Raw genomic sequence first — 26,196 nt, forward strand, 5'->3', positions numbered from 1 at the left:
GCGGGTCAACTGGCGGATACCCTCGACAGAAGTCGAACACTCGTGAGTGAAGAGAGCACGCCGTGACCCACCCCCTCCTCGATCTGCCCCCGATGAGCGCCGCGCACTTCGCCTCGATCGAGGACCGCGTGGCGAAGCTGCTCGACACCGAGCAGGACGTGGTGATCATGCAGGGTGAGGCGCTGCTGCCGCTGGAGGGGGCGATCCGGGGGACCGCCGGGCCGGGGACCGTCGCACTGAACGTCATCACCGGGCCGTACGGACAGACCTTCGGGAACTGGCTGCGGGACTGCGGGGCGACGGTGATCGACCTCTCGGTGCCCTTCCACACGGCGGTGAGTGCCGCACAGATCCGGGAGGCGTTCACCGAGCACCCGGAGATCGACTTCGTGTCGCTGGTGCACGCGGAGGCGGCCACCGGCAACACCAATCCGGTCGCGGAGATCGGGGAGGTCGTACGGGAGCAGGGCGCGCTGTTCTATCTGGACGCGGTCGCCTCGATCGGGGCCGAGCCGGTGCTGCCGGACGCGTGGGGTGTGGACCTGTGCGTCGTCGGGGCGCAGAAGGCGATGGGCGGGCCCGCGGGTGTGTCGGCGGTGTCGGTGAGCGAGCGGGCGTGGGCGCGGATGGCCTCGAACCCCGGGGCGCCGCGCAGGTCGTATCTGTCGCTGCTCGACTGGAAGGAGCGGTGGGTCGACGGCGGGCGCAAGGCTCTGCTGCATGCGCCGGCGCAGCTGGAGATGCTGGCGCTGGAGGCGTGCGTGGAGCGGATCGAGACGGAGGGGCTGGAGGCCGTGATGGCCCGGCACGCCTCCGCCGCCGCTGCCACGCGCGCGGGGGCGGTGGCTCTCGGCGGCGGCCTCGAACCGTATGTCCACGAGGCACACGAGGCGGCCCCGGTCGCCACGACGCTACGAACCCCTCCGGGCGTCCTCGCATCAGACCTGGTGACGCACGCCCTCTCCACCGACCCCACACTCCCGCTGGCCGCCGGCGGGGGCGCGCTGGCCGCTTCCATGATCCGCGTGAACCACTACGGCCCGAACGCGACCCCGGAGACGATCAACTCCAGCCTGACAGCACTGGGCGTCGCACTGCGGGAGAACGGGGCGACGGTGGACCTGGAGGGGGCGCGGGGGGCTGTGGAGGGCGGCTGGGCGTAGGGCACTGGGCGGGGCGCGGGCTCGGGCTCGGGCTCGGGCTCGGGCTCGGGCTCGGGCTCGGGGCTCGGGGCGCGGGCTCGGGGCGCGGGGCGGGTGCGGGACCCGGGCTGGCGTCACGAGATCTTCCTCGCCCCCGCCGCCCCTACCCGTCCCATCCCCCAGGGCCTCCGCCCCTTCAACCCCGGCGGGGACTACGTCCCCTGCACCCCTTACGCGCACTGCTCCCTGCTCCCTGCAAAGCCCACGCCAGCGCACCGCTCCCCACTCCCGGCAGAGACCACGCCCCGGGCACCCCACCGGGCACTGCCCCCAATCCCAGGAGACCACGCACTCCCGGACCCCCTCCGGGCGCCCTCCCACCCCCCAGCAGAACCACGCGCCCCGCATCCCCTCCGGGCACTGCCCCCCCCAAGACGTACCGCCCGTGTGGGGGGGGGACGGGAACGTCAGCGGGTACGGGCTCGACCCGGAGCGGGGTATCGGCGAGGCGCTCACCGTCTGGCAGCGGGAGATCGCGCGGGGGCGTGAGGTGTGTGCCGGCAGGCCGCTCGACGGCGTGGGGCGGATCGCCGACGGGCCGATGGCCGGTATGGAGGTCGCGCTGCGCTGGGTGTTTCTGCACATGATCGAGGAGTACGCCCGGCACAACGGTCACGCGGATATCCTGCGCGAGCGTATCGACGGAGTAACCGGAGCCTGAATTCGGCGCTATTCGGAGTACGATTCTCAGGGGATTATCAGGGGCAGCTTCCCGTATTCTTCTGCCCGCTTTTCTCCGTCCTAAACACAAAGATTTCGCGAACACCATCGGGTGTATTTCGGGCAGATCTCGTGCGGGTTCCACGGCTGTGACGCGTTCCACACTCCGCCCGGTTCGGGCGGTATATCCCCCACAAACCAGGCGTTTTCGCCGACCCGCTTCGCCCGCCCTCGCGCCCGCGCGATAACACACACGCCCCGCATCCGTAACCCCATCAGGCCATGCATTTTTGATTTTCCATCGGTAAGTTCAATTTGCATGACTGCCGCACAAGCAGACCGAGCAGAACTCCAAATCGACCGTCCATCGGTGGCGGACGGAGCCGCGCTGTGGCGGATAGCCCGTGACTCGAAGACGCTCGACCTGAACTCGTCGTACAGCTATCTGCTGTGGTGCCGTGACTTCGCCGGCACCACCGCCGTGGCACGCGACGCCCACGGGTCGCCGGTCGGCTTCGTCACCGGATACATCCGGCCCGACCGCCCGCGCACCCTGCTCGTCTGGCAGGTCGCGGTGGACGAGGCGTACCGCGGGCGCGGTCTTGCGGCCGCCCTCCTCGACGGACTCGTGGCACGCAGCACCGGCGAGCACCGGATCACCGCCCTGGAGACCACCATCTCGCCCGGCAACTCCGCCTCTCAGCGCCTGTTCACCTCGTTCGCCGAACGGCACGGCGCCGACGTGGAGCGCGAGGTGCTCTTCGACACCGGCCTGTTCCCCGACGGGCCCCACGACCCCGAGGTCCTGTACCGCATCGGCCCCCTCTCCCTCTGATCTCTCTCGTCTTTCTCTGGTCTTTCTCTGGAGAAGTCACCGAGGACTTCCCAGCCCCCCCCTGACGACCCCCACGCACTCCCCCACGCAACGAGGAGCGAATCGTCGTGACCATCACCCAGCCCGACCTCAGTGTCTTCGAGACCCTCGAGTCCGAGGTGCGCAGCTACTGCCGCGGCTGGCCCACCGTCTTCGACCGTGCGCAGGGCAGCCGCATGTACGACGAGGACGGCCATGAGTACCTGGACTTCTTCGCCGGGGCCGGCTCGCTGAACTACGGACACAACAACCCCGTCCTGAAACGGGCGTTGATCGACTACCTGGAGCGCGACGGCGTCACGCACGGGCTCGACATGTCGACCACCGCCAAGCGTTCCTTCCTGCAGACCTTCCAGGACCTGGTGCTGCGGCCGCGCGACCTGCCGTACAAGGTCATGTTCCCGGGCCCGACGGGCACCAACGCCGTGGAGTCCGCGCTGAAACTGGCGCGGAAGATGAAGGGCCGCGAGGCCATCGTGTCGTTCACCAACGCCTTCCACGGCATGTCGCTCGGCTCGCTGGCCGTCACCGGCAACGCCTTCAAGCGGGCCGGCGCCGGTGTCCCGCTGGTGCACGGCACCCCGATGCCGTTCGACAACTACTTCGACGGCCAGGTCCCGGACTTCCTGTGGTTCGAGCGGATCCTGGAGGACCAGGGCTCCGGTCTGAACAAGCCGGCGGCCGTGATCGTCGAGACCGTGCAGGGCGAGGGCGGCATCAACGTCGCGCGTCCCGAGTGGCTGCGCGCGCTGTCCGAGCTGTGCGAGCGCCAGGACATGCTGCTGATCGTCGACGACATCCAGATGGGCTGCGGCCGCACCGGCGCCTTCTTCTCCTTCGAGGAGGCGGGCATCACCCCGGACATCGTCACCGTGTCCAAGTCCATCAGCGGCTACGGACTGCCGATGTCGCTGTGCCTGTTCAAGCCCGAGTTGGACATCTGGGAGCCGGGCGAGCATAACGGAACCTTCCGCGGCAACAACCCCGCCTTCGTCACGGCCACGGCCGCGCTGGAGGCGTACTGGGCGGACGGGTCCGCGATGGAGAAGCAGACCCGCGCCCGTGGCGAGCAGGTCGAGCAGGCCTTCGTCGCCATTTCGGAGGAGAACCCCGACGCCGTCAAGGAGTACCGGGGCCGCGGTCTCGTCTGGGGCATGGAGTTCCACGACAAGGAGCGCGCGAACCGGATCGCCCGCCGCGCCTTCGAGCTGGGGCTGCTCATCGAGACCTCGGGCCCGGAGAGCGAGGTCGTCAAACTCCTCCCGGCGCTCACCGTCACGGCCGAGGAACTGGACGAGGGGCTCAGCATCCTCGCCCGCGCCGTGCGCGAGACCGCCTGAACAAGCCCGAACAACCGGGAAAGGCCCAACCCTGGGCATCAACTAGGAGGCTAGGCACCACCGTGATCGTCCGTTCGTTCAAGGAGATCGAAGGCACCGACCGGCATGTGAAGTCCGCGTCCGGCACCTGGGAGAGCAAAAGGATCGTCCTCGCCAAGGAGAGGGTCGGCTTCTCGGTGCACGAGACGATCCTGTACGCGGGTACCGAGACGAACATGTGGTACGCGAACCACATCGAGGCCGTCGTCTGCACCAAGGGCGACGCCGAGCTGACCGACCGCGAGACCGGGAAGACGTACCACATCACGCCCGGCACGATGTACCTCCTCAACGGCCATGAGCGGCACACGCTCAAGGTCAAGGAGGACTTCCACTGCATCTGTGTCTTCAACCCGCCCGTGACCGGACGGGAGGACCACGACGAGAACGGCGTCTACCCGCTGCTCACCGAGCCCGAGGAGGTGTGACATCACATGACCGCCATCACTGATCTCTACCCCAGCCGCGGCCCCGTCGAGGTGTCCGTGCCGCGCAAGGACCCGGTCGTCTGGGGCTCGCCCGACACCCCGGGCCCGATCTCGGCGACCGATCTGCAGGGGTTCGAGCGCGACGGCTTCCTCGCCATCGACCAGCTGATCGCCCCGGACGAGGTCCCGCTCTACGCACAGGAGCTGGACCGGCTCGTCACGGACCCGCAGATCCGCGCGGACGAGCGCTCGATCGTCGAGCCGAAGTCCAAGGAGATCCGCTCGGTCTTCGAAGTGCACAAGATCAGCGAGGTGTTCGCGCAGCTGGTGCGCGACGAGCGGGTGGTCGGCCGGGCACGGCAGATCCTCGGCTCGGACGTGTACGTCCACCAGTCGCGGATCAACGTCAAGCCCGGTTTCGGCGCCAGCGGCTTCTACTGGCACTCGGACTTCGAGACCTGGCACGCCGAGGACGGCCTGCCCAACATGCGTACGGTGTCCGTCTCGATCGCCCTGACCGAGAACTACGACACCAACGGCGGCCTCATGATCATGCCGGGCTCGCACAAGACGTTCCTGGGCTGCGCCGGCGAGACGCCGAAGGACAACTACAAGAAGTCGCTGCAGATGCAGGACGCGGGCACGCCCTCGGACGAGGCGCTGACCGCGATGGCGAGCGACTACGGCATCAAGCTGTTCACCGGCAAGGCCGGTTCGGCGACCTGGTTCGACTGCAACTGCATGCACGGCTCGGGTGACAACATCACGCCGTTCCCGCGCAGCAACGTCTTCATCGTGTTCAACAGCGTGGAGAACGAGGCGGTCGAGCCGTTCGCGGCCCCCGTGCGGCGTCCGGAGTTCATCGGGGCGCGGGACTTCACCCCGGTGAAGTAGCGGCGTTGATCGTTTCTGGAGCGGGCGGCGTCACGCCTGTGGCCTCACAGCCACGACAGTGACGCCGCCCGCTCCAGTACGTTCCTGACCGCGCCCTCGTCCCCCGTGGCGCGGTGCGGCACCTGGTCGGGAGTGTGCCGGCCACCGACCAGCAGGCAGAAGTCCACCGGGTCCAGGGCGAGTTCGCCGTGCACCGGCTCGTCCTCCGAGCCCAGCACCCACTGCTGGTCCCCGTCGACGGCGAACAGCACCGGCGGAGCGGCGGGCCCCAGGGCGAGACCGAGCACGCGCACGGCGAGGCGCACCAGCTGCCCCAAGTACCCGGCGGGCGGCGGCGGGACGGTGAGGCCGAGGGCGCGGCCGATGTCGTCGGTGTGGATCCACGTCTCGAAGGCGCGCACCACGTAGTGGTCGGCGACCGGCAGCCGTACCCCCATCAACTCCGTTGCGCGCGCGGCCAGTTCGGGCACGCGGGCCTCGGGCGCGGCGAGCAGGGCGGCCGCCTGCGCCGCCCAGTCGCCGACCGTCTGCGCGGGCGTACGGCCGTGTTCGTGCGCGATGACCTCGGCGGTACGGCGGTCCCAGGCCTCCCCCCAGCTCATGCCCTCGGGCACCGGGGTCGCCGGCACGCGCGGCGCGATGCCGAGCCGGCCGGCGAGCGGTTCGTCGGCGGCGAGCAGATGGGCCAGGGTCGCGTGCACGTCCCAGTCGTGCACGACCGGTGTGCTCCAGCGGCCCTCGGCCTCCGGCAGCAGCGCCTTCACCCCGGCGACGGCGGCCGCGTACGGGGCCGCGTGCGCGGCGACCCGGGGCGCCGCCGGCCGGGCGCCCAGGGCGGCGGACAGCACGTCGGAGGTGGCGGGCGGTGGTGTGCCGTTCATGGCCGGTCCGTCCAGCAGCCGTACCGTCTCGCGCAGCCGTGCCGCCTCCGCCGCGCAGGTCTCGCACTCGGCGAGGTGCGCGGGCACCGACTGCCGCTCGGCCGGGGGCAGGGCGCCGAAGGCCCAGGCGGCCAGCAGATCGCGTACGGCGTCGTGATCGGTCATCGCGGGCCTCCTTCCCCGGCTTCCCGTGTCGCCATCATGCGCCCCGTTCGAGCGCGGGATCGGGCGGGTCGGCCAAAGACTCGGCCAAGGATCGCAAAGCCGTGCGCAGCCGGGTCTTGGCCGTGCCCTCCGGGATGCCGAGTTCCACGGCGGCCTGCCGGTAGGTGCGGCCCGCGAAGTAGGCCAGATGGACCACCTCCCGCTGCGGCTGCGGGAGTTCGGCGAGGGCCGAGTGCAGCAGCAGCGAGCGCTCGCGGTCGACGACCGTCTCGTCCGGGCCGGGCGAGGCGTCCGGGATGGCGTGCAGGGCCGAGTCGTCGGCGCGGGCGTCCTTGCGGTGCCTGGCCTCGCTGCGCACCCAGTCCACGGCCCGCCGGTGCGCGAGCATGGACAGCCAGGTGCGCAGCGAGCCGCGGGCCGCGTCGAAGGCGTAGGGCCTGCTCCACAGCTGGGCGAAGACCTCCTGCGCCACGTCCTCGGCGGCGCCCGGACTGCGGGTGACCCGCACGGCGACGCGCCGCACCAGAGCCCCGTACGCCTGGTACGCCTCGGCCAGCGCGGACTCGTCCCCGTACACCAGCCGCCGGTGCAGCTCCGCGTCGGCGGGCTGCCGCACGGAGGTCTCGCCCGTGGACTCCACGTGCCCTTCCTAGCGTCCCCGCAGGCACCGCGCCAGTGGTTCAGGCGGACAGGACGTCGAGCAGCCGGTCGACATCGGCCAGCGTGTTGTACAGGTGGAAGGCCGCCCGCAGGTTGCCCGCGCGGTCGGAGACCTCCACCCCCGCGCTGCTCAGCTCGCCCTGGCGGCGGCCGAGCCCGGGCACGGAGACGATGGGCGAGCCGGGTGACGGGACGGGCTCGTGGCCGAGCGAGGCCAGGCCCGCGCGGAAGCGGTCGGCGAGCGCGAGGTCGTGGGCGCGCACCGCGTCGACGCCGAGTTCCTCCAGCAGCTCCAGGGAGCGGCGGGCGCCGGCGTAGGAGAAGAGGGCGGGGCTCTCGTCGAACCGCCGTGCAGAGTGGGCGAGTTCGTCGATGGGGCCGTAGCAGGCGTCCCAGGGGTGCTCCCCCGCGACCCAGCCGGCGAACAGCGGGGTGAGTCCGCCGAGGTCCTCCGGGACGACCAGGAAGGCCACGCCCCGCGGGCAGACGAGCCACTTGAAGGCGACGCAGGCGGTGTAGTCGTGGGCGTCCGCGTCGAGGTCCAGCCATCCGGCGGCCTGGGACGCGTCGACGTAGGTGCGCGCCCCGTGCTCGCGCGCCGCCTCCCGGATCGCGGGCAGGTCGGCCACGCGTCCGTCGGCGGACTGCGCGGCACTGACCGCGACCAGGGCGGTGCCGGGCCGCACGGACTCGGCGAGGCGCTCCAGCGGCACGGCGCGCACCTTGAGGTCGGAGCGGACGTGGAAGGGGTTCACGACGGAGCTGAAGTCGTGCTCGGCGGTGAGGACTTCGGCGCCCTCGGGCAGGGAGGCGGCGATCAGTCCGCTGTAGACGGCGACCGAGGCACCGGCCGCGACCCGGCGGCCGGGCACTTTGGCGAGCCGCGCGAAGGAGGCGCGGCTCGCCTCGACGTCGGCGAACATGTCGGTGGGCCGCCCGGCGGCGGCCGCCTCGACGGCGATACGCAGGGCGGTCACGGTGCGGTCGGGCAGCAGGCCGGTGCTCGCGGTGTTCAGGTAGGTGTTCTTCGGGGCGAACTCGGCTCGGACGAGGCTCTCGAAGGTCTCCATGGACCCACTGTGGGCCCCCCGGAACCCATAGTCCATTGCCGATTTCTGCGTGGTTTCGCCAAGCAGTCCTTATAGATCGGTCGCCACCTGCGGCTTTGCCGGGCGCCGGGTCACGGGGTCACTGCTGCGGTACGGCGCATCCGTCGGGGCCGCACGCCTCGGCGTCACCCTCGTCGATCAGCTGCAGCGGCGGCCGTTCGCCCCACGCCCGGGTCAGTGCCTGGGTGAAGACCTCGGCGGGCTGGGCGCCGGAGACGCCGTACTTGCGGTCGAGGACGAAGAACGGCACGCCGTTCGCACCGAGCTCGGCGGCCTCGCGCTCGTCGGCGCGGACCTCGTCGGCGTAGGCGGTGGGGTCGGCGAGCACCTTGCGGGCCTCGTCGGCGTCCAGTCCGGCCGCGACGGCGAGCTCGACGAGCCGCTCGTCGCCCTCGGAGAAGACGGAGCGCTCCTCGGCGAAGTTCGCCCGGTAGAAGGTCTGGATCAGCTCGTCCTGGCGGCCCCGCTCCTTGGCGAGGTGCAGCAGCCGGTGCATGTCGAAGGTGTTGCCGCTGTCGCGGCCGCTGGTGCGGTACTCCAGGCCCTCGGCGGCGGCCTGCGCGCCGAGGTTCTCCTCGCCCGCCCTGGCCTGCGCCTCGCTCATGCCGTACTTCCTGGTGAGCATGGTGATCACCGGCTGCACATCGCCCTTGGCGCGGCCCGGGTCCAGCTCGAAGGAACGGTGCACGACCTCGACCCCGTCGCGGTGCGGGAAGGCGGCGAGCGCCTTCTCGAAGCGGGCCTTGCCCACGTAGCACCAGGGGCAGGCGATGTCCGACCAGATCTCGACCTTCATGCGCTGCGCTCTCTCCCGCTCGTACGGACGTACCGACACATCGGATACGGAGACACCCTCCGCCTCAGTGCGTGAACGTTCAAGCAGCGCCGGTCATTCCCCCGGCACCGAGAAGCGCAGGAAGAGGTGGTGGTCGTCCTCGGCGGGCGGGTTCTGCGGGTCGGGGACCCAGCCCTGGCGGGCGTAGAAGGCCTGGGCGCGGTGGTTGTCGACGTGCACGTCGAGGACGGCCGCCGTTCTGCCGTCGGCCCGCCACTGCTCGACGCAGGCGGCATGCAGGGCCGTGCCGACGCCGGAGCGCCAGTGGCCGGGGTCGACGTGGAACTGGAACAGCTTGACCGCGTCTGCGGGGGTGCCCTCCGGGGTGCGGAAGGAGGCGATGCCGACCAGGTGGCCGTCGCGGACCGCGCACAGGACATGGCCGTCGGGGCGCTCGATGGCCCGGGCCCACAGCGCCGGCCAGTCCCGGCCGTCGTCGGGGAGGCCGTCCGGGTAGTAGGTGGAGCGGGCGCGCACATGCAGTTCGGCGACGGCCGCGGCCTCGGCGGGCAGGGCGGTTCTGATCATCGGGGGGTCGAGGGCCCGGTTCGCTGCGATCATGCAGCGGAGGACGTGTCCCCGGCGGCCCCGGTTCCCAGGCGGGTGAACTGCGCCCGGTAGGCGCTCGGGGTCAGACCGGTCCTGCGGACCACATGGGTGCGCAGCGAGTCGGCGGTGCCCAGGCCGCAGGCGCGGGCGACCTGGTCCATGGGCAGGCGGGTGGTCTCCAGCAGCTCCTTGGCGCGCTCGATGCGCTGGTGGAGGAGCCACTGCAGGGGGCTGACGCCGCTCTCGGCGTGGAAGCGGCGGGTGAGGGTGCGCACCGAGACGCCCGCGTGCCGGGCCAGGTCGGTGAGGGTGAGCGGCTTGTCGAGGTTGCGCATGGCCCAGCCGCGGGTGTCGGCGCAGAAGGTGCCGCGCTCGGGTGGCAGCGGGGTGTGGGTGAACTGGGTCTGGCCGCCGGGGCGTACGGGGGCGACGAGGGAGAGGCGGGCGACCTCGTTGGCGACGGCGGCGCCGTAGTCGGTGCGGATGACGTGCAGGCACAGGTCGATGCCGGCGGCGTAGCCGGAGGCGGTGACGTACGGGCCGTCCTGGACGTAGAGGACGTCTCCCTGGAGGTCGACCTGCGGGTAGCGGCGGCGCAGCTCCTCGGCGTGCGCCCAGTACGTGGTGGCCCTGCGGCCGTGCAGCAGGCCCGCCTCGGCGAGCTGGAAGGCGCCGGTGCACAGGGACGCGATGCGCTTGCCGGCGCCGGCCGCCTCGCGCAGGGCGGTCACGATGCGGGGGTCCGGCTCGTAGGGGGCGCCCGTGCCCGCGACGACGACCGTGTCCGCCTCGTGCACCGCATCGAGCCCGCGGGGTACGTGCAGGTCGAGTCCGCCGGAGGTGGGCACGGGGCCCGGCTCCGCGGCGCAGATGACCACCTCGTAGCCGGGCCGCCCGTCCACCTCGACCTTGCCGAACATCATCTCCGGGATGGCGAGGTTGAACATGGAGACGGGCGAGGGCGCGATGACGGCGATGCGGTGCGCGGGCATGGCCAGAACCTCCGGGTGCATGGCATTCAGGCCACTACTGTACGGCCCCGGAGATCCGCAGCATGGAGCCATGTCGACCGAACAGACCCTCGGGAGTGAACAACTCCCCTATTCCGAGCGCGAGTTGGCGCCCAAGAGACCTGCTCCCGCACTCACCCTCGTCGCCGCCCTGCTCGGGTTCGCGCTGATCTGCCTGGACGCGTCCGTGGTCAACGTGGCGCTGCCGTCGATCGGTGCCTCGCTCGACGGCGGGATGTCCGGGCTGCAGTGGGTGGTGGACGCCTACACGCTGCCCTTCGCGGCGCTGATGCTGTCCACCGGCGCGTTCTCGGACCGGGCGGGGGCGAGCCGTGCGTACGCCCTCGGCACGGGCGTGTTCACGCTGGCCTCCGTGGTGTGCGGGCTGGCGCCCGGGCTGCCGGCGCTGATCGGTGCGCGGGTGGTGCAGGGGGTCGCGGCGGCGGTGGTGCTGCCGGCGTCGCTCGCGCTGGTGCGGCAGGCGTACGGGGATCCGGTGCGGCGGGCACGAGCGGTGGCCGTGTGGGCGGCGGGCGGCTCGCTCGCGGTGGCGCTCGGGCCCGTGGCGGGCGGGCTGCTGACCACGGCGTGGGACTGGCGGGCGATCTTCTTCGTGAACGTGCCGGTGGGCGCGACGATCCTGCTGCTGGCAGCCCGCACTCCGCGCTCCGAGCGCCGTCCGGCACCGCTGGACCTTCTGGGGCAGACGACCGCGGTGGTGAGCCTGACCGCGCTGACCTTCGCGGCGATCGAGCGCGGGGCGGCCGGGTGGGCTGCGCTGGTGGTGGCCGTCGTCGCGGCGGCGGCGTTCCTGCGCGTCGAGTCGCGCCGGGCGCATCCGGTCGTCCCGCTGTCCCTGTTCCGGGACCGGACCGTGACGGTGACCGTCGCGGCGGGGGCGGCGGTCAGCGTCGCCTTCTACAGCATGGTGTTCGTGTTCTCGCTCTTCTTCCAGCAGGTGCAGGGGCGTTCACCGCTCTTCGCGGGGCTGCTGTTCCTGCCGATGACGGGCCTGATCGCGGTGACGAACGTGGCCGCGGGCAAGCTCGCCGGGCGCTACGGCCCCCGGCTGCCGATGACGGTCGGACAGGCCCTGGCCGTCGTCGCGCTGCTCGTCCTCCTCTACGTCGACGCCGGCACGCCCCCGGCCCTGGTGGCCGCGCTGCTGATCCCCCTCGCCGTGGGCTGCGCCCTGACGGTGCCCCCGCTGACCGCCGCCATGATGGACGCCGTCCCCGCCGATCGCGCAGGCGTCGCCGCAGGCCTCCTCAACGCGGCCCGCCAGATCTCGGGCGGCCTGGGCATCGCGGTCTTCGGAGGCCTGGTCGCGGACGACTTCGAGTCCGGGATGCGCCTGAGCCTGCTGTGCAGTGCGGCCCTGCTGGCCACGACGGCAGCGCTCAGCTCCCGTCTCCCGGGCCGATCGGCCACGTAGCAGGGCCGACAGTCCCGCCCGTGACCACGCGGGCCTGCACTGAAGTGGGCGCTCGTTGAGCTTCCGCCAGGCAGGGCGCTCGCCCAGCTGGGGCGCCCCGCCGCCTCGCCCATCACGACCGCGGCCCGCGCCGCAGGCCCAGCGGCAAAGTCAGCCACCTGCCGCAGCCGCCCTGGGACCCACGCCAGGCCGTCGCCCGCACCCGCCGCAGGCGACGGCCCATCTGCCGCCCCACGGGCGACCCGTCCACATGGGCAGACCCGCAATCCCGACCGTCACCGGCGGCACGCCAGACCTGCCCGCCCTGCTCGCCGCAGGCAGCTCAACTCCCGTTACCCAAGCCGCCACGTCAGACACACCCGCCCAAACCCGCTCCCGCCCGCCGCAGGCGCCCCCCTCAGCTTCCATCCCGCAAGTCGCTCGGCCACGTAGGGCGGTATTCCAGGTGGTCGTACGTGACCACGCAGCCCTCGCCCAGGGGGGACTGGGTCATGAAGCCGATGAGGGCGTCGCCGGTTTCCTTTTCGGTGCCGAGGGTGAAGAGGCGGACGAAGGTCCAGTGGTGGCCGTCGCGGGAGGCGTGGAAGGCGAAGGCGCGGCCGGTGCGGCTCACCCGGAACCACACCGAACTGCCGTCCACCGTGAAGGAGTTGGCATCGTCGGAGTGGCCCCGGGTGACCACCGTGCACACGGTGGGCACGTCCGGGGAGTACTCCAGGCAGAGCTTGGCCCAGGCCCGCTCGCCGACGTGGACGTAGAGCACCCCCGCGTCGAAGGCGCCGGCGAAGCCGACCGTGACGCGTGCGATCAGCTGGAAGTCGCCCTCGGGCGCCCCGAGCAGCCGGGGCGCGTCCGAGGCGGGCTCCAGGGCCTCGCCGGTGGGCGGCACGAACCGGTCCTGCCGGGGACCGGCCCAGCCGGTGAGGATGCCGTCCTCGTAGGACCAGTTGCCCTCGGGGCCGTACGTGCGCAGTGCGAAGGGCAGTTCGGGGAGTTCCACGTCCATCCCGTGAGTGTGGCACCTGCGGGCGGTCGGTGCGGGCCTGGGGTCGTCAGCGCTCCAGCCGGCCGTTGAAGCGGCGCGGCAGCCCGAGCGGGTTGTCGTCGCGCAGCTCCGGCGGAAGGATCGCCTCGGGCGCCCCCTGGTACGCCACGGGCCGCATCCACCGCTCGATCGCCGTCCCGCCCACCGAGGTCGACGTCGACGTGGTCGCCGGGTACGGGCCGCCGTGGTGCTGGGCCGGGGCGACCGCGACACCGGTCGGCCAGCCGTTGACGAGGACCCGGCCCGCGAGCGGGGTCAGCTCGGCCAGCAGCTCGGCGCCCCGGCCCTCGCCCGCCGCCTCCTCCGCCGACAGATGCACCGTCGCCGTGAGGTTGCCGGGCAGCCGGGACAGCACGGACTGCACCTGGTCGTCGTTCTCGTAGCGCGCGACGACGGTCACCGGCCCGAAGCACTCCTCCAGGAGCAGGTCGTAGGCCCCCTCGGCCGCCAGTTTGTCCGCCGCCACCGTCAGGAAGCCCGCGCTGACCGTGTGCTCGCCGCCCGCGCCGGGGGTCACCGGCGAGTCCACGCCCGGAAGTTCGACGCGCTCGGCGATCCCGGCGAGGAAGTTGTCGCGCATGCGGTGGTCCAGCAGGACCCCCGCGTCGGTGTCGCTGACCGCGTCCGTCAGGGACTTCAGCAGCCGGTCGCCGGCGTCGCCGGACGGGGCGAGGACCAGGCCGGGCTTCACACAGAACTGCCCGACGCCGAGCGTCATCGACCCCGCGAGGCCCGCACCGATCGCCTCGGCCCGCTCGGCCGCCGCGGCCTCGGTGACGACGACGGGGTTGAGGGAGCCCAGCTCGCCGTGGAACGGGATCGGCACCGGACGGGCCGCGGCCGCGTCGAACAGCGCCCGCCCGCCCTTGACGGAACCGGTGAAGCCGGCGGCGGACACCAGCGGGTGCCGGACCAGCTCGATGCCGGCCTCGAAGCCGTGCACCAGCCCGACCACGCCCTCCGGGATGCCGTGCGCGGCGGCGGCCCGGCGCAGCACCTTGGCGACGTACTCGGACAGGGCCGGGTGGTCGGGGTGCGCCTTGACCACGACGGGGCAGCCCGCGGCGAGCGCGCTCGCGGTGTCGCCGCCGGCGACCGAGAAGGCGAAGGGGAAGTTGGAGGCCGAGTAGACGGCGACGACGCCGAGGGGCACCTTGTAGCGGCGCAGGTCCGGGATCGGCGGGGTCGCGGTGTCGTCGGGGTGGTTGATGATCACGTCGAGGAAGGCGCCCTCGTCGACGATGTCCGCGAACGCGCGCAGCTGGTAGCAGGTGCGGGCGAGTTCACCGGTGAGCCGGACCGGGCCGAGCGCGGTCTCGGCGTCGGCGGTCTCGACGAGCCCGTCCTGCGCGGCCTGCAGCTGCTCGGCCGCGGTGCGCAGGAAGGCGGCGCGGACAGCGCGGTCGGCGAGGGAGGCGCGCGCCGCGTGCGCGGCCCGGACGGCGGTGTCGACCTCCTGGGCTGTGGCCTCCACCGCAACCTGTTCACGCTGCTTCCCGGTTCGGGGGTCGACACTCCAGACTGGTGCTGCTGCCACCGCGGTCCCTCCAGGTATATCCGGGTCATTCACCAGGGTCGTTCGATATACTGAACGCTGTCTCTGATGATGAATATGCCGTTGGAGACTATTTCCCGGCGAACGAAGGGGTCAAGGGCGATGTCGGCAGTCGAGACAGGCGGCGGGGCGCAGGTCAAGTCCGCGGTACGGACCGTTGAATTGCTCGAGTACTTCGCCGGTCGCCCCGGCATGCACTCGCTCGCCTCGGTGCAGGAGGCGGTCGGCTATCCCAAGTCCAGTCTGTACATGCTGCTGCGCACGCTGGTGGAGCTGGGCTGGGTGGAGACCGACGCGACGGGCACGCGGTACGGCATCGGGGTGCGGGCCCTGCTGGTCGGCACGTCGTACATCGACGGCGACGAGGTGGTCGCGGCGGCGCGGCCGACGCTGGACCGGCTGTCGGACGACACCACCGAGACGATCCACCTGGCGCGCCTGGACGGCACGAACGTGGTGTACCTGGCCACCCGCCAGTCGCAGCACTATCTGCGCCCCTTCACCCGCGTGGGACGCCGACTGCCCGCGCACTCCACCTCGCTGGGCAAGGCGCTGCTGAGCACGTACACCGACGAGCAGGTGCGCAAGATGCTCCCGGAGACGCTGCCGGGCCTGACGGAGAACACCATCACGGACCGCGAGAAGCTCATAGAGGAGCTGCACCAGGTCCGTGAGCAGGGCTTCGCGGTGGACCGCGAGGAGAACACGCTGGGACTGCGCTGCTTCGGTGTGGCGATCCCGTACCGCACCCCGGCGCGCGACGCGATCAGCTGCTCGGTGCCGGTGGCGCGGCTGACGCCCGCGCACGAGCAGATGGTGAAGGACGCGCTGTTCGACGCACGGGACCGGCTGACCCTGGCGACCCGCAGGCTCTGACTCCCGGCCCCGGCGTTCTAGGCTCGTACGCCATGGACGTCGTACTCCGCGAAGTGCACGAGAGCGATCTGCCGGTCTTCTTCCGGCAGATGAACGATCCGGAGGCCGTGCGCATGGCGGCCTTCACCCCCGAGGACCCGGCCGACCGGGACGCCTTCGACGCCCGGTGGAAACGGATCCTCGCGTCGGACGACGTGACGCGGACGGTCCTGGCCGACGGTGACGTGGTGGGCAGCACGGCGGTGTACGGGGAGCCGGGCGAGCGGGAGGTCACGTATTGGGTGGACCGTGCGTACTGGGGGCGGGGCGTGGCGACGGCGGCCCTGCGTGCGCTGCTGGCCGAGGTGCGTGAACGCCCGCTGTACGCGCGCGCGGCGGCGGACAACGCCGGATCGCTGCGGGTGCTGGAGAAGTGCGGCTTCCGGCGCACGGCGCGGGTGTCGGGGTATGCGAACGCGCGCGGTGCGGAGATCGACGAAGTGGTGCTGACGCTGGAGGGGTGAGCCCTGCGGGCGCCTCCTGTTCTCGTACGCCTTCCGGCTGTGGCGTCTCCCCCTTGAGGCGGAGCGGGATCGTCGCCGGGCAGGACGCGGGCCCCGGCGCGGGTGCGGGAACGTGGGCCCATGGTGCAGGGGGAGCGGTCCGGGTGAGGGAGTTCGTCCGGTTGCTGCTCGGACGGCGGGCACGGCTGCGGTGGGTCCATCTGATCCTCGGCGGCGCGCTCGCCATGCCGTACGTCTTCGTCGGCGCCACCGCCGTCGGCCCGCTCACCGGCTCGCAGAACGTCTTCGGGGACTTCGGGCTGCAACTGGCCTCCTTCGCCGTGGCGTTGCCCCTGGCCGCCGTCACCTCGCTGTTCCCGCTGACCCGGCCGCTGGAGTCGAGCGCCGTGCGCTGGCTGTGCGGGGTGGACGCCGAGCGACTCGTCTACGGCCCCGCCCGCGCGCGGGGCGCGAAGGCGCGCACGGCGGCCTGGTTCACGCTGCACCTGGGGTTCGGCGGGGTGATCGCCGGGATGTCGCTGGCGGTGCCGCCCTTCGCGGGCGTACTGATCGCGCTGCCGCTGTTCGCGTGGCTGCGCGACAGCCGGCTCGGACTGCCCGAAATCCTCGACCGGTCCTGGGCGTTGGCGCTCTCCCCGGTGGCGGGTCTGGCCTGTCTCGTGGCGCTGGCGGGCTGCGCGGCCGGGGCCGGCGCGCTCCTCGCCCACCTCGCGCCCCGGCTGCTCGGGCCCGCCCCGGAGGACCGGCTCGCCGCGGCCGAGGCACGGGCCGCCGACCTCGCCGTCCGCAACCGGCTCGCCCGCGAGCTGCACGACTCCGTCGGCCACGCGCTCAGCGCCGTCACCCTGCAGGCGAGCGCGGCCCGCAGGGTCCTCGACAGCGATCCCGAGTTCGTGCGCGAGGCGCTCGCCGCGATCGAGGACACCACCCGGCGCACCGTCGCCGAACTCGACACCGTGCTGGGCGTGTTGCGCGACGGCGACGCTCCCGGCACCGGCCCGGCGCCCACCCTCGCCGGCGACCTCGACGGCCTGTTGCGCCGGGTCCGGGCCTCCGGACTGCGGGTGACGGCCACCGTCACCGCCGACCCGGCGGCACTGCCGCCCGCCCTGTCCCGCGAGGCCTACCGCATCGTGCAGGAGGGCCTGAGCAACTGCCTCAAGCACGCCGCCGCCCCCTCACGGGTGACCCTGCACATCACCGCGACCGACGACCACCTGACCATCACCGTCGAGAACCCCCTGGGCACCCCCACCCCCTGCCGCCCCGGCGGCGGCCACGGCCTGCGCGGCATAGCGGACCGCACCCGCCTCCTGGGCGGCACCACCGAGGCAGGCCCCACGAAGCACCACACCTGGCGCCTACAGACCCACCTCCCCCTGAAGGACCCCACATGACCCCCACCCACGCTGCCCTCCCCCTGAAGGACCCCACATGACCCCCACCCCCACCGCCCACAAACCCCCCATCCGCATCACCCTCGCCGACGACGAACGCATGGTCCGCACCGCCCTGCGGGCGATCCTCTCCGCCAGTGCGGTCCGCCCCGCCCCGCGCGCCACCCTCACCACCGAACCGGACCCGCCCGGAACGACACCTGACGGCCCCAGCCCCTGCCTCCCTTTGAAGGACCCCACATGACCCCCACCCCCACCGCCCACAAACCCCCCATCCGCATCACCCTCGCCGACGACGAACGCATGGTCCGCACCGCCCTGCGGGCGATCCTCTCCGCCGAATCGGATCTGGAGGTGGTCGGGGAGGCGGCCGATGGGGTGCGGGCGGTGGGGGTTGTGCGGGAGGTGCGGCCCGATGTCGTGCTGATGGATGTCCGGATGCCGGGGCTGGACGGGATCCGGGCCACCGAGGAGATCCTCGCCACGGTCGACGGGCCGCCCCGGATCATCGTCGTGACCACCTTCGAGAACGACTCCTACGTGTACGACGCGCTGCGCGCGGGAGCCGCCGGCTTCCTGCTCAAGCGGGCCGACGCCGACTCGCTCGTCCAGGCGGTACGGCTCGTCGCCCGCAGCGACAGCCTGCTGTTCCCGGCGGCGGTGCGGGCGCTGGCCGAGGAGCACGCGCGCGCGTACCCCACGCCCCCGCCGTGGGTGGCGCAGCTCACCGGCCGCGAGAGCGAGGTGCTGCGGCACATGGCGGACGGGCTGACCAACGCGGAGATCGCGCGCCGTATGGGCGTCGGCCCCGCCACCGTGAAGTCGCACGTGGCGGCGGTCCTGGCGAAGACCGGCACCCGGGACCGCACCCAGGCGGTGATCGCGGCCTACGAGGCGGGCTTCATGAGCGCCCGATGAGAAATCGGCGCGGAAGGGAACGATCCGCTCGCCTTCGCTCGTCCTCAAGGCGGGATGAACAAGACGATCAGGCGGGCCTCCGTCTTCACACTGCTCCTGGTGTTCGCTCTGCTGGTCAGGGCGACCTGGCTGCAGTTCTACGACGCCAAGGCCCTCGCGGACGACACCAAGAACCGGCGCAACGCGATCAAGACGTACGCGGAGCCGCTCGGGAACATCATCGTGGGCGGCCGGTCCATCACCGGCTCGGCGCCGACGAAGGACAGCGACCTGAAGTACAAGCGCACGTACAAGGACGGCAAGCTGTACGCCGCGGTGACGGGCTACGCCTCGCAGGCCTACGCCCCCACCCAGCTGGAGGGCATCTACCAGCACCTCCTCGACGGCACGGACACCAGCCTGGGCACCGTGATGGACACCGTCACCGGAAAGCGCGCCGATCCCGGTGACGTGATCACCACGATCGACCCGGACGTGCAGAAGGCCGCGTACGACGCGCTCGGCGACAAGAAGGGCGCCGCCGTCGCGATCGACCCGGCGACCGGCAGGATCCTCGCGGTCGTCTCCACACCGTCCTACGACCCGACGACGCTGACCGACGCCAACACCGCGGGCACCGCCTGGAAGAAGCTCAACGCCGACCCCGACAAGCCGCTGACCAACCGCGCCCTGCGCCAGCCGCTCCCGCCGGGCTCGACGTTCAAGCTGGTCGTCGCGGCCGCCGCGCTGGAGGACGGGCTGTACTCCTCGGTGGACGAGAAGACCGACAGCCCCGACCCGTACACCCTGCCGGGCACCACCACCGACCTGTCCAACGAGAACCCGAGCGCGCCCTGCGAGAACGCCTCGATCCGCACCGGGCTGCAGTATTCGTGCAACAACGTCTTCGCGAAGATGGCCGTCGACCTCGGCCAGGACAAGGTGAGGGCGATGGCCGAGAAGTTCGGCTTCAACGACACCACGCAGGATGTGCCGGTGCGGGCGTACACCAGCGTCTACCCCTCGGACATGGACCGCTCCTCCACGGCCCTGACGGGCATCGGGCAGTACGACGTCACGGCGACCCCGCTGCAGATGGCCATGGTCTCCGCGGCCATCGCCGACGGCGGCAAGCTGCGCTCGCCGCACATGGTCGCGCAGACCACCGACAGCGGCGGCGACGTGCTGAAGAACTACGACGACGACACGTCCACCGAGCAGATCGTCAGCTCCTCCACCGCCGAGCAGCTGCAGTCGGCGATGCAGACGGTCGTGGAGAAGGGCACGGGCACCAACGCGCGGATCGACGGCGTGACCGTGGGCGGCAAGACCGGCACCGCCCAGCACGGCGAGAACAACAGCAAGACGCCGTATGCCTGGTTCACCTCCTACGGCAAGGCGGACGGCAAGCAGGTCGCGGTCGCGGTCGTCGTCGAGCAGTCGGACGCGGCCCGCTCCGAGGTCAGCGGAAACGGGCTGGCCGCCCCCGTGGCCAGGGCAATGATGGAAGCGGCCCTGCACTGAGCGCACCGAAGGGGCGCGGGGAACTGCGCGCTCGGCCACGACGAACCCGCGGCCGAGCGCGCAGCGTCCTCACTTCACACCGAGGATCTGCTCCACCGGATCGATCGCGAAGTACACGAGGAACAGCGCCGAAACCCCCCACAGCAGCCAGTGCACCTCCCGCGCCTTGCCGAGCACCGTCTTGATGACGACGTAGGCGAGGAAGCCGGCGCCGATGCCGTCCGTGATGGAGTAGGTGAAGGGCATCGCGGCGATGGTCAGGAAGGCCGGGATGGCGATCTCGTAGCGGTCCCAGTCGATGTGCTTGACGTGGGTCATCATCAGGAAGCCGACGGCGATCAGGGCGGGCGCAGCCGCCTGCAGCGGGACGATCGTCAGCACCGGGGTGAGGAAGAGCGCGAGCCCGAAGAGTGCGCCGGTGATCAGGTTGGCGAAGCCGGTGCGCGCGCCCTCGCCGACACCGGCGGCGGACTCGATGTAGGCGGTGTTGGAGGAGGCGGAGCCGAGCCCGCCGGCCACGGCCGCCGCGCCGTCGATGAACAGGACGCGGCCGATGCCCGGCACCTGGCCCTGCTCGTCGAGCAGCCCGGCCTCCGCGCTGATGCCGACGATGGTGCCCATGGCGTCGAAGAAGTCCGAGAGGATCAGGGTGAACACCAGCAGCACCGCGGTGAGGATCCCGGCCTCCGCGAAGCCGCCGAAGAGGCTGAAGTCGCCGACGAGTCCGAAGTCGGGCGTCGAGACGACCTTGTCGGGCACGTGCGGGGTGGTCAGGCCCCAGCTCTTGATGTCCGCGACCGCGTCGATGACGATCGCGACGACGGTCATCGTCACGATGCTGATCAGGATCGCGCCCTTCACCTTGCGTGCGATCAGCGCGATGGTGAGCAGCACCCCGAGGCAGAAGACCAGCACGGGCCAGCCGGTGAGCCGCCCGGCGGAGCCGAGTTGCACGGGCACGGTGGTGTCCGCGGCGTCCGGGATACGGCTGACGAAGCCCGCGTCGACGAAGCCGATGAAGGCGATGAACAGTCCGATGCCGACGCCGATGGCCTGCTTCAGCTGATGCGGGATGGCGTCCATGATCGCCTTGCGCAGCCCGGTGACCACCAGCACGCAGATCACGATGCCCTCGAGGACGACCAGGCCCATCGCATCCGCCCAGCTCATGATCGGGGCGAGCTGGAAGGCGACCACGGCGTTGAGGCCGAGGCCCGCCGCGATGGCGAGCGGCAGATTGCCGCCGACGCCCATGATCACCGTCATCACACAGGCCACCAGGGCGGTGGCGGTGACGAGTTGGCCGGTGTCGAGGGTGTGCCCGAACTTGTCCTTCGCGCTGCCGAGGATGATGGGATTCAGGACAAGGATGTAGGCCATCGTGAAGAACGTGGCGAAGCCGCCGCGTATCTCCCGGCCGAAGGTGGATCCCCGCTCGGAGATCCTGAAGTACCGGTCGACTCCGTTCGCCGCTGGTGGTACGGCACGTGGCCGGTCGACCGTCTTCTCGGTGTCGCTCATGGCGGGTGCTCCTCGTGGCCGGATGGATCAGTGTGCGGGTGCTGGCTGGATTGTTCCCTCGTTTCGCCGGTTTCAGGTTTTCCCCGTGTTACGTGAAGGACGCCCCCGGCGGTGACGACCGGCGGGGGCGTTCGGGTTCAGCGGTTCCGGCAGGCCCCGGGTGCGGGGTCAGCTGACGAAGTACGTCGGGTTCGGCAGCTTGTACTTCTGGTCGGCGTAACCGCCGTCGAGGTCGGAGTACTGGTCGCCGAAGTTGGCGATGATGTCGTACCCGAGGTCCTTCTCGATGTGCTTGCGCGTGCCGGCCTTGTACTGCACGGTCGTGCAGGTCCAGGTGCCCGGCGTGGCGCAGGCGCTCAGATACGCCGGCGGGTTGGCCGCGTCCTTGAGGAACATGTGGTCGGCGTCGAGGTTGACGTCGGCGCCGACCTTCTTCAGGTTCTCCACGGCCGCCGAGCGCTGCGCCTCGTTCAGGCCCGAGTTGTAGAAGACCTCGACACCCTTCTTCTCGGCGTAGCGCACGAGTTCGGGGCTGCCGAAGACCTCGGGCCGGTCGGCCCTGTTCACGTACGCCGCCCAAGTGGCGGAGTTGTACGTGTAGTTGTAGCGCTTCTCGTAGTCGAGGCTGAGCAGCAGCGTGTCGTCGATGTCGAAGACGACCGCGGGCTTCTCGCCGTGGTGACGCGCCTTGTGCGCCGCCTTGTCGATGTAGTGCCTGGCCGCGGAGTCGATACGCGCCAGGTCCTTGGCGTACGGGCTGGTCGGCGACGCCTGGTACACGCCGTCGGCGTCCGCCGTCGTGCCGTAGTAGGTGTCGATGTCCTTCACCAGGAGCCCGATGTTGTAGGGCTCGTGGGTGGAGTTGGCCGTGGACTGGCCGGCCGTGGCCGCACCGGCGCCGTAGAGAGCGCCGCCGGCGAGAGCACATGCTGCGGCGATCGCCGCGATACGCAGAGGCTTATGCATGACAGGTTTCTACGCGCGTCACGCGGCTGGGCGCGAGACCCGTTGCCCGATCGATACCTCCGTGTCGGGTAAAAAACGGGTCAAGCACCCCGGACCACCGGCGCCGCCGCGTACAAGTCCCTGTCCCGGTGGGGGTGTTCACAGGACGGAGTCGAGCCAGGCGAAGACCTCCTCCTGCATGGGCTCCGTGAAGACATGGCCGAGTCCCGGCCAGATCTCGGTGCGCAGCCGCTGCGAGGCGTGGCGGGAGTGCCAGACGGCGCGCAGCTTGGCGTAGGCGGCGCGGACGCCCTCGGCGGTGAACAGCGGGTCCTGCTCGCCGTCGAGCAGCAGCATCGGCCGGGGCGCGGCGATGCTCGCGACGTCGGGGATGTCGAGGTAGCGGGCGAGCCCGGGGTGGAGCATGTAGTACGCGGACTGTCCGCGCAGGGTGTTGTTGCCGGGCACCATCATGTCCTTCAGGCCGGTCATCCAGCACACGGCGGCGGTGGCCGCGACGTGGTCGCTGAGCGCGGCGGTCTGCCAGGCGCGGTAGGCGCCCATCGAGAAGCCGGCGGCGGCGACCCGGTGCGCGTCCACACGGTCGAGCCCGGCGAGGAAGGCGACCGCCCTGGCGTCCTCCCGGGCCATGAGCCCGGCGAGCGAGGAGCCGAGGTTGTAGAAGTTGGCGGCGAGGGCCTGCTGCTGGTCGTAGGTCACGCTCCCGCGGTCGCCCCAGCCGAGCGCGTCGAGGCAGAGCACCACGTACCCGCGCCGGGCCAGTTCGTCGCCGACGAAACGGCCGCTGAAGTACGTGTCCGCCCAGGCCTCGGCGGAGGTGAGCCGGGTGTCGTCGTACCAGGGCCGGACGAGCTTCTCCTTGCCGATGTCGAACTTGGCGCCGTGGTCGTGCAGCAGCAGTACGGCCGGGAAGGGCCCGGCGCCGTCCGGGGTGAGCAGCGCACCGCGGACGCGTTCGTAGCGGGTCAGGGAGACGGTCACCAACTGGCGTGTGTACCCGTCACCTTGGGAGCGGGCGGTGAACTCGGGCGCGTACGGCGTCCCGTCCTGGCGGTCGCCCAGAAGGTGCTCCTCGACCACGGCACGGGCGGCACGGCGCCAGGTGGCGAAGTCGCGGACGGGTGAAGTGCCCCATGCCAGCGGGAAGTTCAGCTCGTCCTTGAGTGCCTGGTGGAAGTCGGGCAGCGGCCCGTCCACGACCGCCGCACTCGCCGGGACCGCTCCCCCGCCGAGCAGCGCCGCCGCCCCGGCCCCCACCACGAAGGCCCGCCGCCCCAGGGGTTCATCGGCGCTCATACGGCCTCCAGTCGCCCAGGTACGCGGCGCGGGTGGCCGACTCGGCCTGTTCGCGGGCGAGTTGGGGCCGGTTCTGCGGGACCGTGATCACGGCGCCGGGGCCGGTGTTGCGGTACTCGGCGAACCGCTGGCTCTGCCACGGGTACGCGTCCGACATGTTGGTGTAGGGCGCGACCGCGTCGATCCCCGCGCCGAGGTGGGTGTCACGGACGACGAGACTCGGGCGGGCGGTGGTGTCGGAGCTGGGCACCCAGGGGCGGGCCAGCTTGTAGGCGGCGTCCGGGGCCTCGCTGCTCACCCGGCTCCGCGTCACCAGGTAGCCGCGCGGGTTGGTCACCGCCGTGGAGGGCGCGAAGACGAAGCCGTAGGGGGCGGCGGCCAGGTCGGTGCGGTCCAGGGTGCGGAAGTGGCACTGCTCGTAGACCGCGGTCGCCCGCCCGAAGACGAAGTCGACGTCGCCCTCGACATAGCAGTGGGCGTAGTACTGGCGGGCGAAGGTGCCGAGCGCCATGGAGTCGGCGTAGAGCGTGTCCTGGTGGCCGAGGAAGCGGCAGTGGATGAAGGCACTGCGGTCCCCCTGCACCTTGACGGCCACCGCCTGCGTCCCCGTGATCTCCGGGTGCTCGGCCCGCAGCCAGTCGTTGGCGAAGGTGATCCAGCGGGCGGTGAAGCCGTCGGCCTGCACGGTCGTGGTGGCGGATCCGGTCGTGCCGTAGGTGCCGCCGCCGGGCTTGGGGGTGCCGGCCGCGTTGTCGTACACGATCACGACGTCGCGGGGGTTTTCGGAGGCGCCGATCCAGGTGGCGCCGGTGCGGGTGGCGTCGACGGCGACCGTCTCCCGGTAGACGCCGGGTGCGAGGACCAGTGTGCGGCCGCTGCCGCTCGCCGCGGTCACGGCGGCCTGGACGGTGGCGAAGTCGCCGCGGCCGTACGGGTCGACGTAGAGGGTGCCGGGGGTGAGACGGCGCCGCGGGGAACCGTACCGGCCGAACGGGCGGGGGCCGCCGGCGGCGCGCGCGGGGACGGCCGCGAGGCCGAGTGCGGCGGTCGCACCGGCGGTCGCGAGGAGGAATCCCCTTCTGGACAGGGGTGGTTGAGGTCTGGACGCGGGCATGCTGAAGCTCCTTGAGTCTGCGGCTCGTGCGGGTACGTCCTCGTGTGTGGGGGGGGTGGGCCGGGACGGGGGTGTCCCGGCCGTTGTGGATGGGGCGGCGTCAGTGCAAGTGGCCCGCGCCCGCGTGGTGGTCGACGATGGCGGGGACCGCCCTGGCCGGGTCGATCCGGGTGCGCAGGGTCGGCGTCCAGCCGGCGCCCGACCGCAGGATCTCGGTCGGCACCTCGGCGTTGTGGACGGCGATCAGATCGACCCGCCTGCCGTTGACGTAGTTGTCGTCGGCGGTCAGCGGCGCGTCGTTCCACCGCTTGAGGATCGTCCCGGCGCCGATCCCGTCGGGCAGCGTGAACGCGTTGTGCTGCGCGACGAGTTGGGACTCCAGGCCGATCCCGTAGCTGTAGCCGTAGCCGTCCTTGGCCACGAAGTGGTTGTTGTACGAGTCGACCTGGCCGAAGCGGACCCGCGGCGCCCGCTCCACCAGGTTCGAGAACAGGTTGTGGTGGAAGGTGACCTTGAGATGGCCGCGGTCGACGGCGGCCGTCGAGGCGCTGTCGCTGTTGCCGATCAGGATCGTCTTGTCGTGGTCCTCGAAGACGTTCCAGGAGGCCGTGACGTAGTCCGCGCCCTTGACGATGTCCAGCTCGCCGTCGTGCTGCTGGTAGATCCGTCCGTAGTAGCTCGGCAGCGTGCTGTCGGGGTGGTCGCCGTCCGTGAACGTGTTGTGGTCCATCCACACGTGCGTGGAGTTGTACACGACCGCGCTGTCGTACTCGGAGTTCCAGTTGCCGTCGGCGGTGTCGGTCGGGTCCCACTGCGGGAAGCAGTCGAGCGGGCTCTCGAAGGCCAGGTTGCGCACGATGACGTTGTCGACGTCCTTGATCTGCAGGCTGGCGCCGTGGAAGCCGGCGTTCCTGCCGACCCCGATGATGGTGGTGTTGGCGGGCACGGTGGCCTTGATGTACGCGTCCTGGTTGGCGGCGGAGGCGCGGCGCAGGCCCTCGGGGCTGTCGTCGGGCTCGTCGTCCAGGGTTCTGTCGCGGCCCCACACCGCGGGGTCGTACGTGGCGAGATAGGCGTCGAGGTCGTAGCCCGGCGCCTGGAACGAGTCGCAGCTCGGCCCGTCGGCGTCGATGACACCCTTCACCTTGATGATCTTCGGCGCGCTGCCGCCGTCGGCCAGGGCGGCCTTGAAGCCGGCCCAGTCGGTGACGGTGTGGACATGCGCGGCGTCGGCGGCCGCGCCACCCGTGGTGCCGGTGCCGTAGGACCCCCACCCGTCGTGCGCGCCCAGCACCTGCCGGGCGGTCTCATGGTGCTGGGCATGCGCGGCGGCCGTCCCCGTGACGCCGAGCACCAGGGCGGTGCATCCCACGATCGATGCTATGACGCGTCCATGACATATCTGTGTACGCACGTGCGAC

The 26,196-nt window shown here is 71.5% G+C and carries 24 protein-coding genes and 2 pseudogenes; 13 read left to right on the forward strand and 13 right to left on the reverse strand.

Annotation, left to right across the window (positions count from 1 at the left end; genetic code table 11):
• Positions 1–62 precede the first annotated feature (62 nt).
• The 6 genes and pseudogenes from MQN93_RS29530 (at position 63) to thpD (ending at position 5,437) form a co-directional block, all read left to right on the forward strand.
• The gene (locus tag MQN93_RS29530; protein ID WP_242711948.1) at positions 63–1,163 is read left to right on the forward strand and encodes a pyridoxal-phosphate-dependent aminotransferase family protein; all 1,101 of its coding nucleotides are present in this window, start codon (positions 63–65) and stop codon (positions 1,161–1,163) included.
• Positions 1,164–1,575: 412 nt separating this feature from the next.
• A pseudogene (locus tag MQN93_RS29535) lies at positions 1,576–1,863 on the forward strand (mycothiol transferase); the annotation flags it as partial.
• A gap of 318 nt (positions 1,864–2,181) precedes the next feature.
• Entirely contained in the window at positions 2,182–2,697 is a 516-nt protein-coding gene (gene ectA / locus MQN93_RS29540) for a diaminobutyrate acetyltransferase (RefSeq protein WP_037782670.1), read from the forward strand.
• Positions 2,698–2,804: 107 nt separating this feature from the next.
• A complete protein-coding gene (gene ectB / locus MQN93_RS29545) occupies positions 2,805–4,076 on the forward strand; it encodes a diaminobutyrate--2-oxoglutarate transaminase (RefSeq protein WP_016436212.1) in 1,272 nt (423 codons plus the stop codon).
• Positions 4,077–4,138: 62 nt separating this feature from the next.
• Positions 4,139–4,543: an ectoine synthase gene (locus MQN93_RS29550; RefSeq protein WP_016436211.1), complete on the forward strand. Its 405-nt coding sequence runs from the start codon at positions 4,139–4,141 to the stop codon at positions 4,541–4,543.
• A gap of 6 nt (positions 4,544–4,549) precedes the next feature.
• Positions 4,550–5,437, forward strand: coding sequence for an ectoine hydroxylase (thpD, locus tag MQN93_RS29555; RefSeq protein ID WP_016436210.1), 888 nt, complete (start codon positions 4,550–4,552; stop codon positions 5,435–5,437).
• Positions 5,438–5,481: 44 nt separating this feature from the next.
• Here thpD and MQN93_RS29560 read toward each other — a convergent pair whose 3' ends face one another.
• From MQN93_RS29560 to MQN93_RS29585, 6 genes are all read right to left on the reverse strand, one after another.
• On the reverse strand, positions 5,482–6,483 hold the full coding sequence (locus tag MQN93_RS29560; RefSeq protein WP_242711949.1) for a maleylpyruvate isomerase family mycothiol-dependent enzyme: 1,002 nt from the start codon (positions 6,481–6,483) through the stop codon (positions 5,482–5,484).
• 34 nt (positions 6,484–6,517) lie between these two features.
• Positions 6,518–7,123 carry an RNA polymerase sigma factor gene (locus MQN93_RS29565; protein WP_242711950.1) on the reverse strand — a complete coding sequence of 202 codons (606 nt, stop codon included), beginning with the start codon at positions 7,121–7,123 and terminating at the stop codon, positions 6,518–6,520.
• 40 nt (positions 7,124–7,163) lie between these two features.
• Positions 7,164–8,213 carry an aminotransferase class V-fold PLP-dependent enzyme gene (locus tag MQN93_RS29570; protein ID WP_372504481.1) on the reverse strand — a complete coding sequence of 350 codons (1,050 nt, stop codon included), beginning with the start codon at positions 8,211–8,213 and terminating at the stop codon, positions 7,164–7,166.
• A gap of 118 nt (positions 8,214–8,331) precedes the next feature.
• Positions 8,332–9,048: a DsbA family oxidoreductase gene (locus MQN93_RS29575; protein WP_016436206.1), complete on the reverse strand. Its 717-nt coding sequence runs from the start codon at positions 9,046–9,048 to the stop codon at positions 8,332–8,334.
• Positions 9,049–9,141: 93 nt separating this feature from the next.
• On the reverse strand, positions 9,142–9,648 hold the full coding sequence (locus MQN93_RS29580; RefSeq protein ID WP_242711952.1) for a GNAT family N-acetyltransferase: 507 nt from the start codon (positions 9,646–9,648) through the stop codon (positions 9,142–9,144).
• On the reverse strand, positions 9,645–10,628 hold the full coding sequence (locus MQN93_RS29585) for a GlxA family transcriptional regulator (protein ID WP_242712064.1): 984 nt from the start codon (positions 10,626–10,628) through the stop codon (positions 9,645–9,647). Before MQN93_RS29585 ends, MQN93_RS29580 begins: the two co-directional genes overlap by 4 nt.
• 70 nt (positions 10,629–10,698) lie before the next feature.
• Between MQN93_RS29585 and MQN93_RS29590 the strand changes: the two genes are divergently transcribed.
• Positions 10,699–12,081 (forward strand): MFS transporter, encoded by a 1,383-nt coding sequence (locus MQN93_RS29590; protein WP_242711953.1) that lies wholly within the window; start codon positions 10,699–10,701, stop codon positions 12,079–12,081.
• 397 nt (positions 12,082–12,478) lie between these two features.
• Here the strand turns inward: MQN93_RS29590 and MQN93_RS29595 are convergent, their stop codons facing one another.
• Both MQN93_RS29595 and MQN93_RS29600 read right to left on the reverse strand, forming a co-directional pair.
• The gene (locus tag MQN93_RS29595) at positions 12,479–13,087 is read right to left on the reverse strand and encodes a DUF1349 domain-containing protein (protein WP_016436202.1); all 609 of its coding nucleotides are present in this window, start codon (positions 13,085–13,087) and stop codon (positions 12,479–12,481) included.
• A gap of 46 nt (positions 13,088–13,133) precedes the next feature.
• The gene (locus MQN93_RS29600; protein ID WP_242712065.1) at positions 13,134–14,600 is read right to left on the reverse strand and encodes an aldehyde dehydrogenase (NADP(+)); all 1,467 of its coding nucleotides are present in this window, start codon (positions 14,598–14,600) and stop codon (positions 13,134–13,136) included.
• A 183-nt stretch (positions 14,601–14,783) separates the two neighbouring features.
• Between MQN93_RS29600 and MQN93_RS29605 the strand changes: the two genes are divergently transcribed.
• The 6 genes and pseudogenes from MQN93_RS29605 (at position 14,784) to MQN93_RS29630 (ending at position 19,878) form a co-directional block, all read left to right on the forward strand.
• Positions 14,784–15,557, forward strand: a complete 774-nt coding sequence (locus MQN93_RS29605) for an IclR family transcriptional regulator (RefSeq protein WP_242711954.1) — start codon at positions 14,784–14,786, stop codon at positions 15,555–15,557.
• 32 nt (positions 15,558–15,589) lie between these two features.
• Positions 15,590–16,060: a GNAT family N-acetyltransferase gene (locus MQN93_RS29610; RefSeq protein ID WP_016436199.1), complete on the forward strand. Its 471-nt coding sequence runs from the start codon at positions 15,590–15,592 to the stop codon at positions 16,058–16,060.
• Between the two features lie 143 nt (positions 16,061–16,203).
• Positions 16,204–17,457, forward strand: a complete 1,254-nt coding sequence (locus MQN93_RS29615; RefSeq protein WP_242711955.1) for a sensor histidine kinase — start codon at positions 16,204–16,206, stop codon at positions 17,455–17,457.
• 37 nt (positions 17,458–17,494) lie between these two features.
• Positions 17,495–17,593: pseudogene (locus MQN93_RS44545) on the forward strand (DNA-binding response regulator); the annotation flags it as partial.
• A 104-nt stretch (positions 17,594–17,697) separates the two neighbouring features.
• Positions 17,698–18,375: a response regulator transcription factor gene (locus MQN93_RS29625; protein WP_242711956.1), complete on the forward strand. Its 678-nt coding sequence runs from the start codon at positions 17,698–17,700 to the stop codon at positions 18,373–18,375.
• Between the two features lie 54 nt (positions 18,376–18,429).
• The gene (locus MQN93_RS29630) at positions 18,430–19,878 is read left to right on the forward strand and encodes a peptidoglycan D,D-transpeptidase FtsI family protein (protein ID WP_242711957.1); all 1,449 of its coding nucleotides are present in this window, start codon (positions 18,430–18,432) and stop codon (positions 19,876–19,878) included.
• Between the two features lie 69 nt (positions 19,879–19,947).
• On the opposite strand, the gene MQN93_RS29635 is transcribed toward MQN93_RS29630, so the two are convergent.
• The 5 genes from MQN93_RS29635 to MQN93_RS29655 form a co-directional block, all read right to left on the reverse strand.
• Positions 19,948–21,399, reverse strand: coding sequence for an NCS2 family permease (locus tag MQN93_RS29635; protein ID WP_242711958.1), 1,452 nt, complete (start codon positions 21,397–21,399; stop codon positions 19,948–19,950).
• A 168-nt stretch (positions 21,400–21,567) separates the two neighbouring features.
• On the reverse strand, positions 21,568–22,365 hold the full coding sequence (locus MQN93_RS29640; RefSeq protein WP_242711959.1) for an HAD family acid phosphatase: 798 nt from the start codon (positions 22,363–22,365) through the stop codon (positions 21,568–21,570).
• A gap of 138 nt (positions 22,366–22,503) precedes the next feature.
• A complete protein-coding gene (locus tag MQN93_RS29645; RefSeq protein WP_242711960.1) occupies positions 22,504–23,661 on the reverse strand; it encodes a dienelactone hydrolase family protein in 1,158 nt (385 codons plus the stop codon).
• Positions 23,648–24,775: a pectinesterase family protein gene (locus MQN93_RS29650; RefSeq protein ID WP_242711961.1), complete on the reverse strand. Its 1,128-nt coding sequence runs from the start codon at positions 24,773–24,775 to the stop codon at positions 23,648–23,650. The genes MQN93_RS29645 and MQN93_RS29650 overlap by 14 nt, the downstream gene beginning before the upstream one ends.
• A 100-nt stretch (positions 24,776–24,875) precedes the next feature.
• Positions 24,876–26,189 carry a pectate lyase family protein gene (locus MQN93_RS29655; RefSeq protein ID WP_242711962.1) on the reverse strand — a complete coding sequence of 438 codons (1,314 nt, stop codon included), beginning with the start codon at positions 26,187–26,189 and terminating at the stop codon, positions 24,876–24,878.
• Positions 26,190–26,196: the final 7 nt, after the last annotated feature.

The sequence above is a fragment of the Streptomyces spinosisporus genome (assembly GCF_022698145.1).
GTDB lineage: Bacteria > Actinomycetota > Actinomycetes > Streptomycetales > Streptomycetaceae > Streptomyces > Streptomyces spinosisporus.

Excerpts from the sequence above, each read along its gene's own strand:
- ectA (WP_037782670.1), top strand. The coding sequence starts at position 2,182 with ATGACTGCCGCACAAGCAGACCGAGCAGAACTCCAAATCGACCGTCCA.
- thpD (WP_016436210.1), top strand. The coding sequence starts at position 4,550 with ATGACCGCCATCACTGATCTCTACCCCAGCCGCGGCCCCGTCGAGGTG.
- MQN93_RS29560 (WP_242711949.1), bottom strand. The coding sequence starts at position 6,483 with ATGACCGATCACGACGCCGTACGCGATCTGCTGGCCGCCTGGGCCTTC.
- MQN93_RS29570 (WP_372504481.1), bottom strand. The coding sequence starts at position 8,213 with ATGGAGACCTTCGAGAGCCTCGTCCGAGCCGAGTTCGCCCCGAAGAAC.
- MQN93_RS29575 (WP_016436206.1), bottom strand. The coding sequence starts at position 9,048 with ATGAAGGTCGAGATCTGGTCGGACATCGCCTGCCCCTGGTGCTACGTG.
- MQN93_RS29580 (WP_242711952.1), bottom strand. The coding sequence starts at position 9,648 with ATGATCGCAGCGAACCGGGCCCTCGACCCCCCGATGATCAGAACCGCC.
- MQN93_RS29585 (WP_242712064.1), bottom strand. The coding sequence starts at position 10,628 with ATGCCCGCGCACCGCATCGCCGTCATCGCGCCCTCGCCCGTCTCCATG.
- MQN93_RS29590 (WP_242711953.1), top strand. The coding sequence starts at position 10,699 with ATGTCGACCGAACAGACCCTCGGGAGTGAACAACTCCCCTATTCCGAG.
- MQN93_RS29595 (WP_016436202.1), bottom strand. The coding sequence starts at position 13,087 with ATGGACGTGGAACTCCCCGAACTGCCCTTCGCACTGCGCACGTACGGC.
- MQN93_RS29605 (WP_242711954.1), top strand. The coding sequence starts at position 14,784 with ATGTCGGCAGTCGAGACAGGCGGCGGGGCGCAGGTCAAGTCCGCGGTA.
- MQN93_RS29610 (WP_016436199.1), top strand. The coding sequence starts at position 15,590 with ATGGACGTCGTACTCCGCGAAGTGCACGAGAGCGATCTGCCGGTCTTC.
- MQN93_RS29625 (WP_242711956.1), top strand. The coding sequence starts at position 17,698 with ATGACCCCCACCCCCACCGCCCACAAACCCCCCATCCGCATCACCCTC.
- MQN93_RS29630 (WP_242711957.1), top strand. The coding sequence starts at position 18,430 with ATGAACAAGACGATCAGGCGGGCCTCCGTCTTCACACTGCTCCTGGTG.
- MQN93_RS29635 (WP_242711958.1), bottom strand. The coding sequence starts at position 21,399 with ATGAGCGACACCGAGAAGACGGTCGACCGGCCACGTGCCGTACCACCA.
- MQN93_RS29640 (WP_242711959.1), bottom strand. The coding sequence starts at position 22,365 with ATGCATAAGCCTCTGCGTATCGCGGCGATCGCCGCAGCATGTGCTCTC.
- MQN93_RS29645 (WP_242711960.1), bottom strand. The coding sequence starts at position 23,661 with ATGAGCGCCGATGAACCCCTGGGGCGGCGGGCCTTCGTGGTGGGGGCC.
- MQN93_RS29650 (WP_242711961.1), bottom strand. The coding sequence starts at position 24,775 with ATGCCCGCGTCCAGACCTCAACCACCCCTGTCCAGAAGGGGATTCCTC.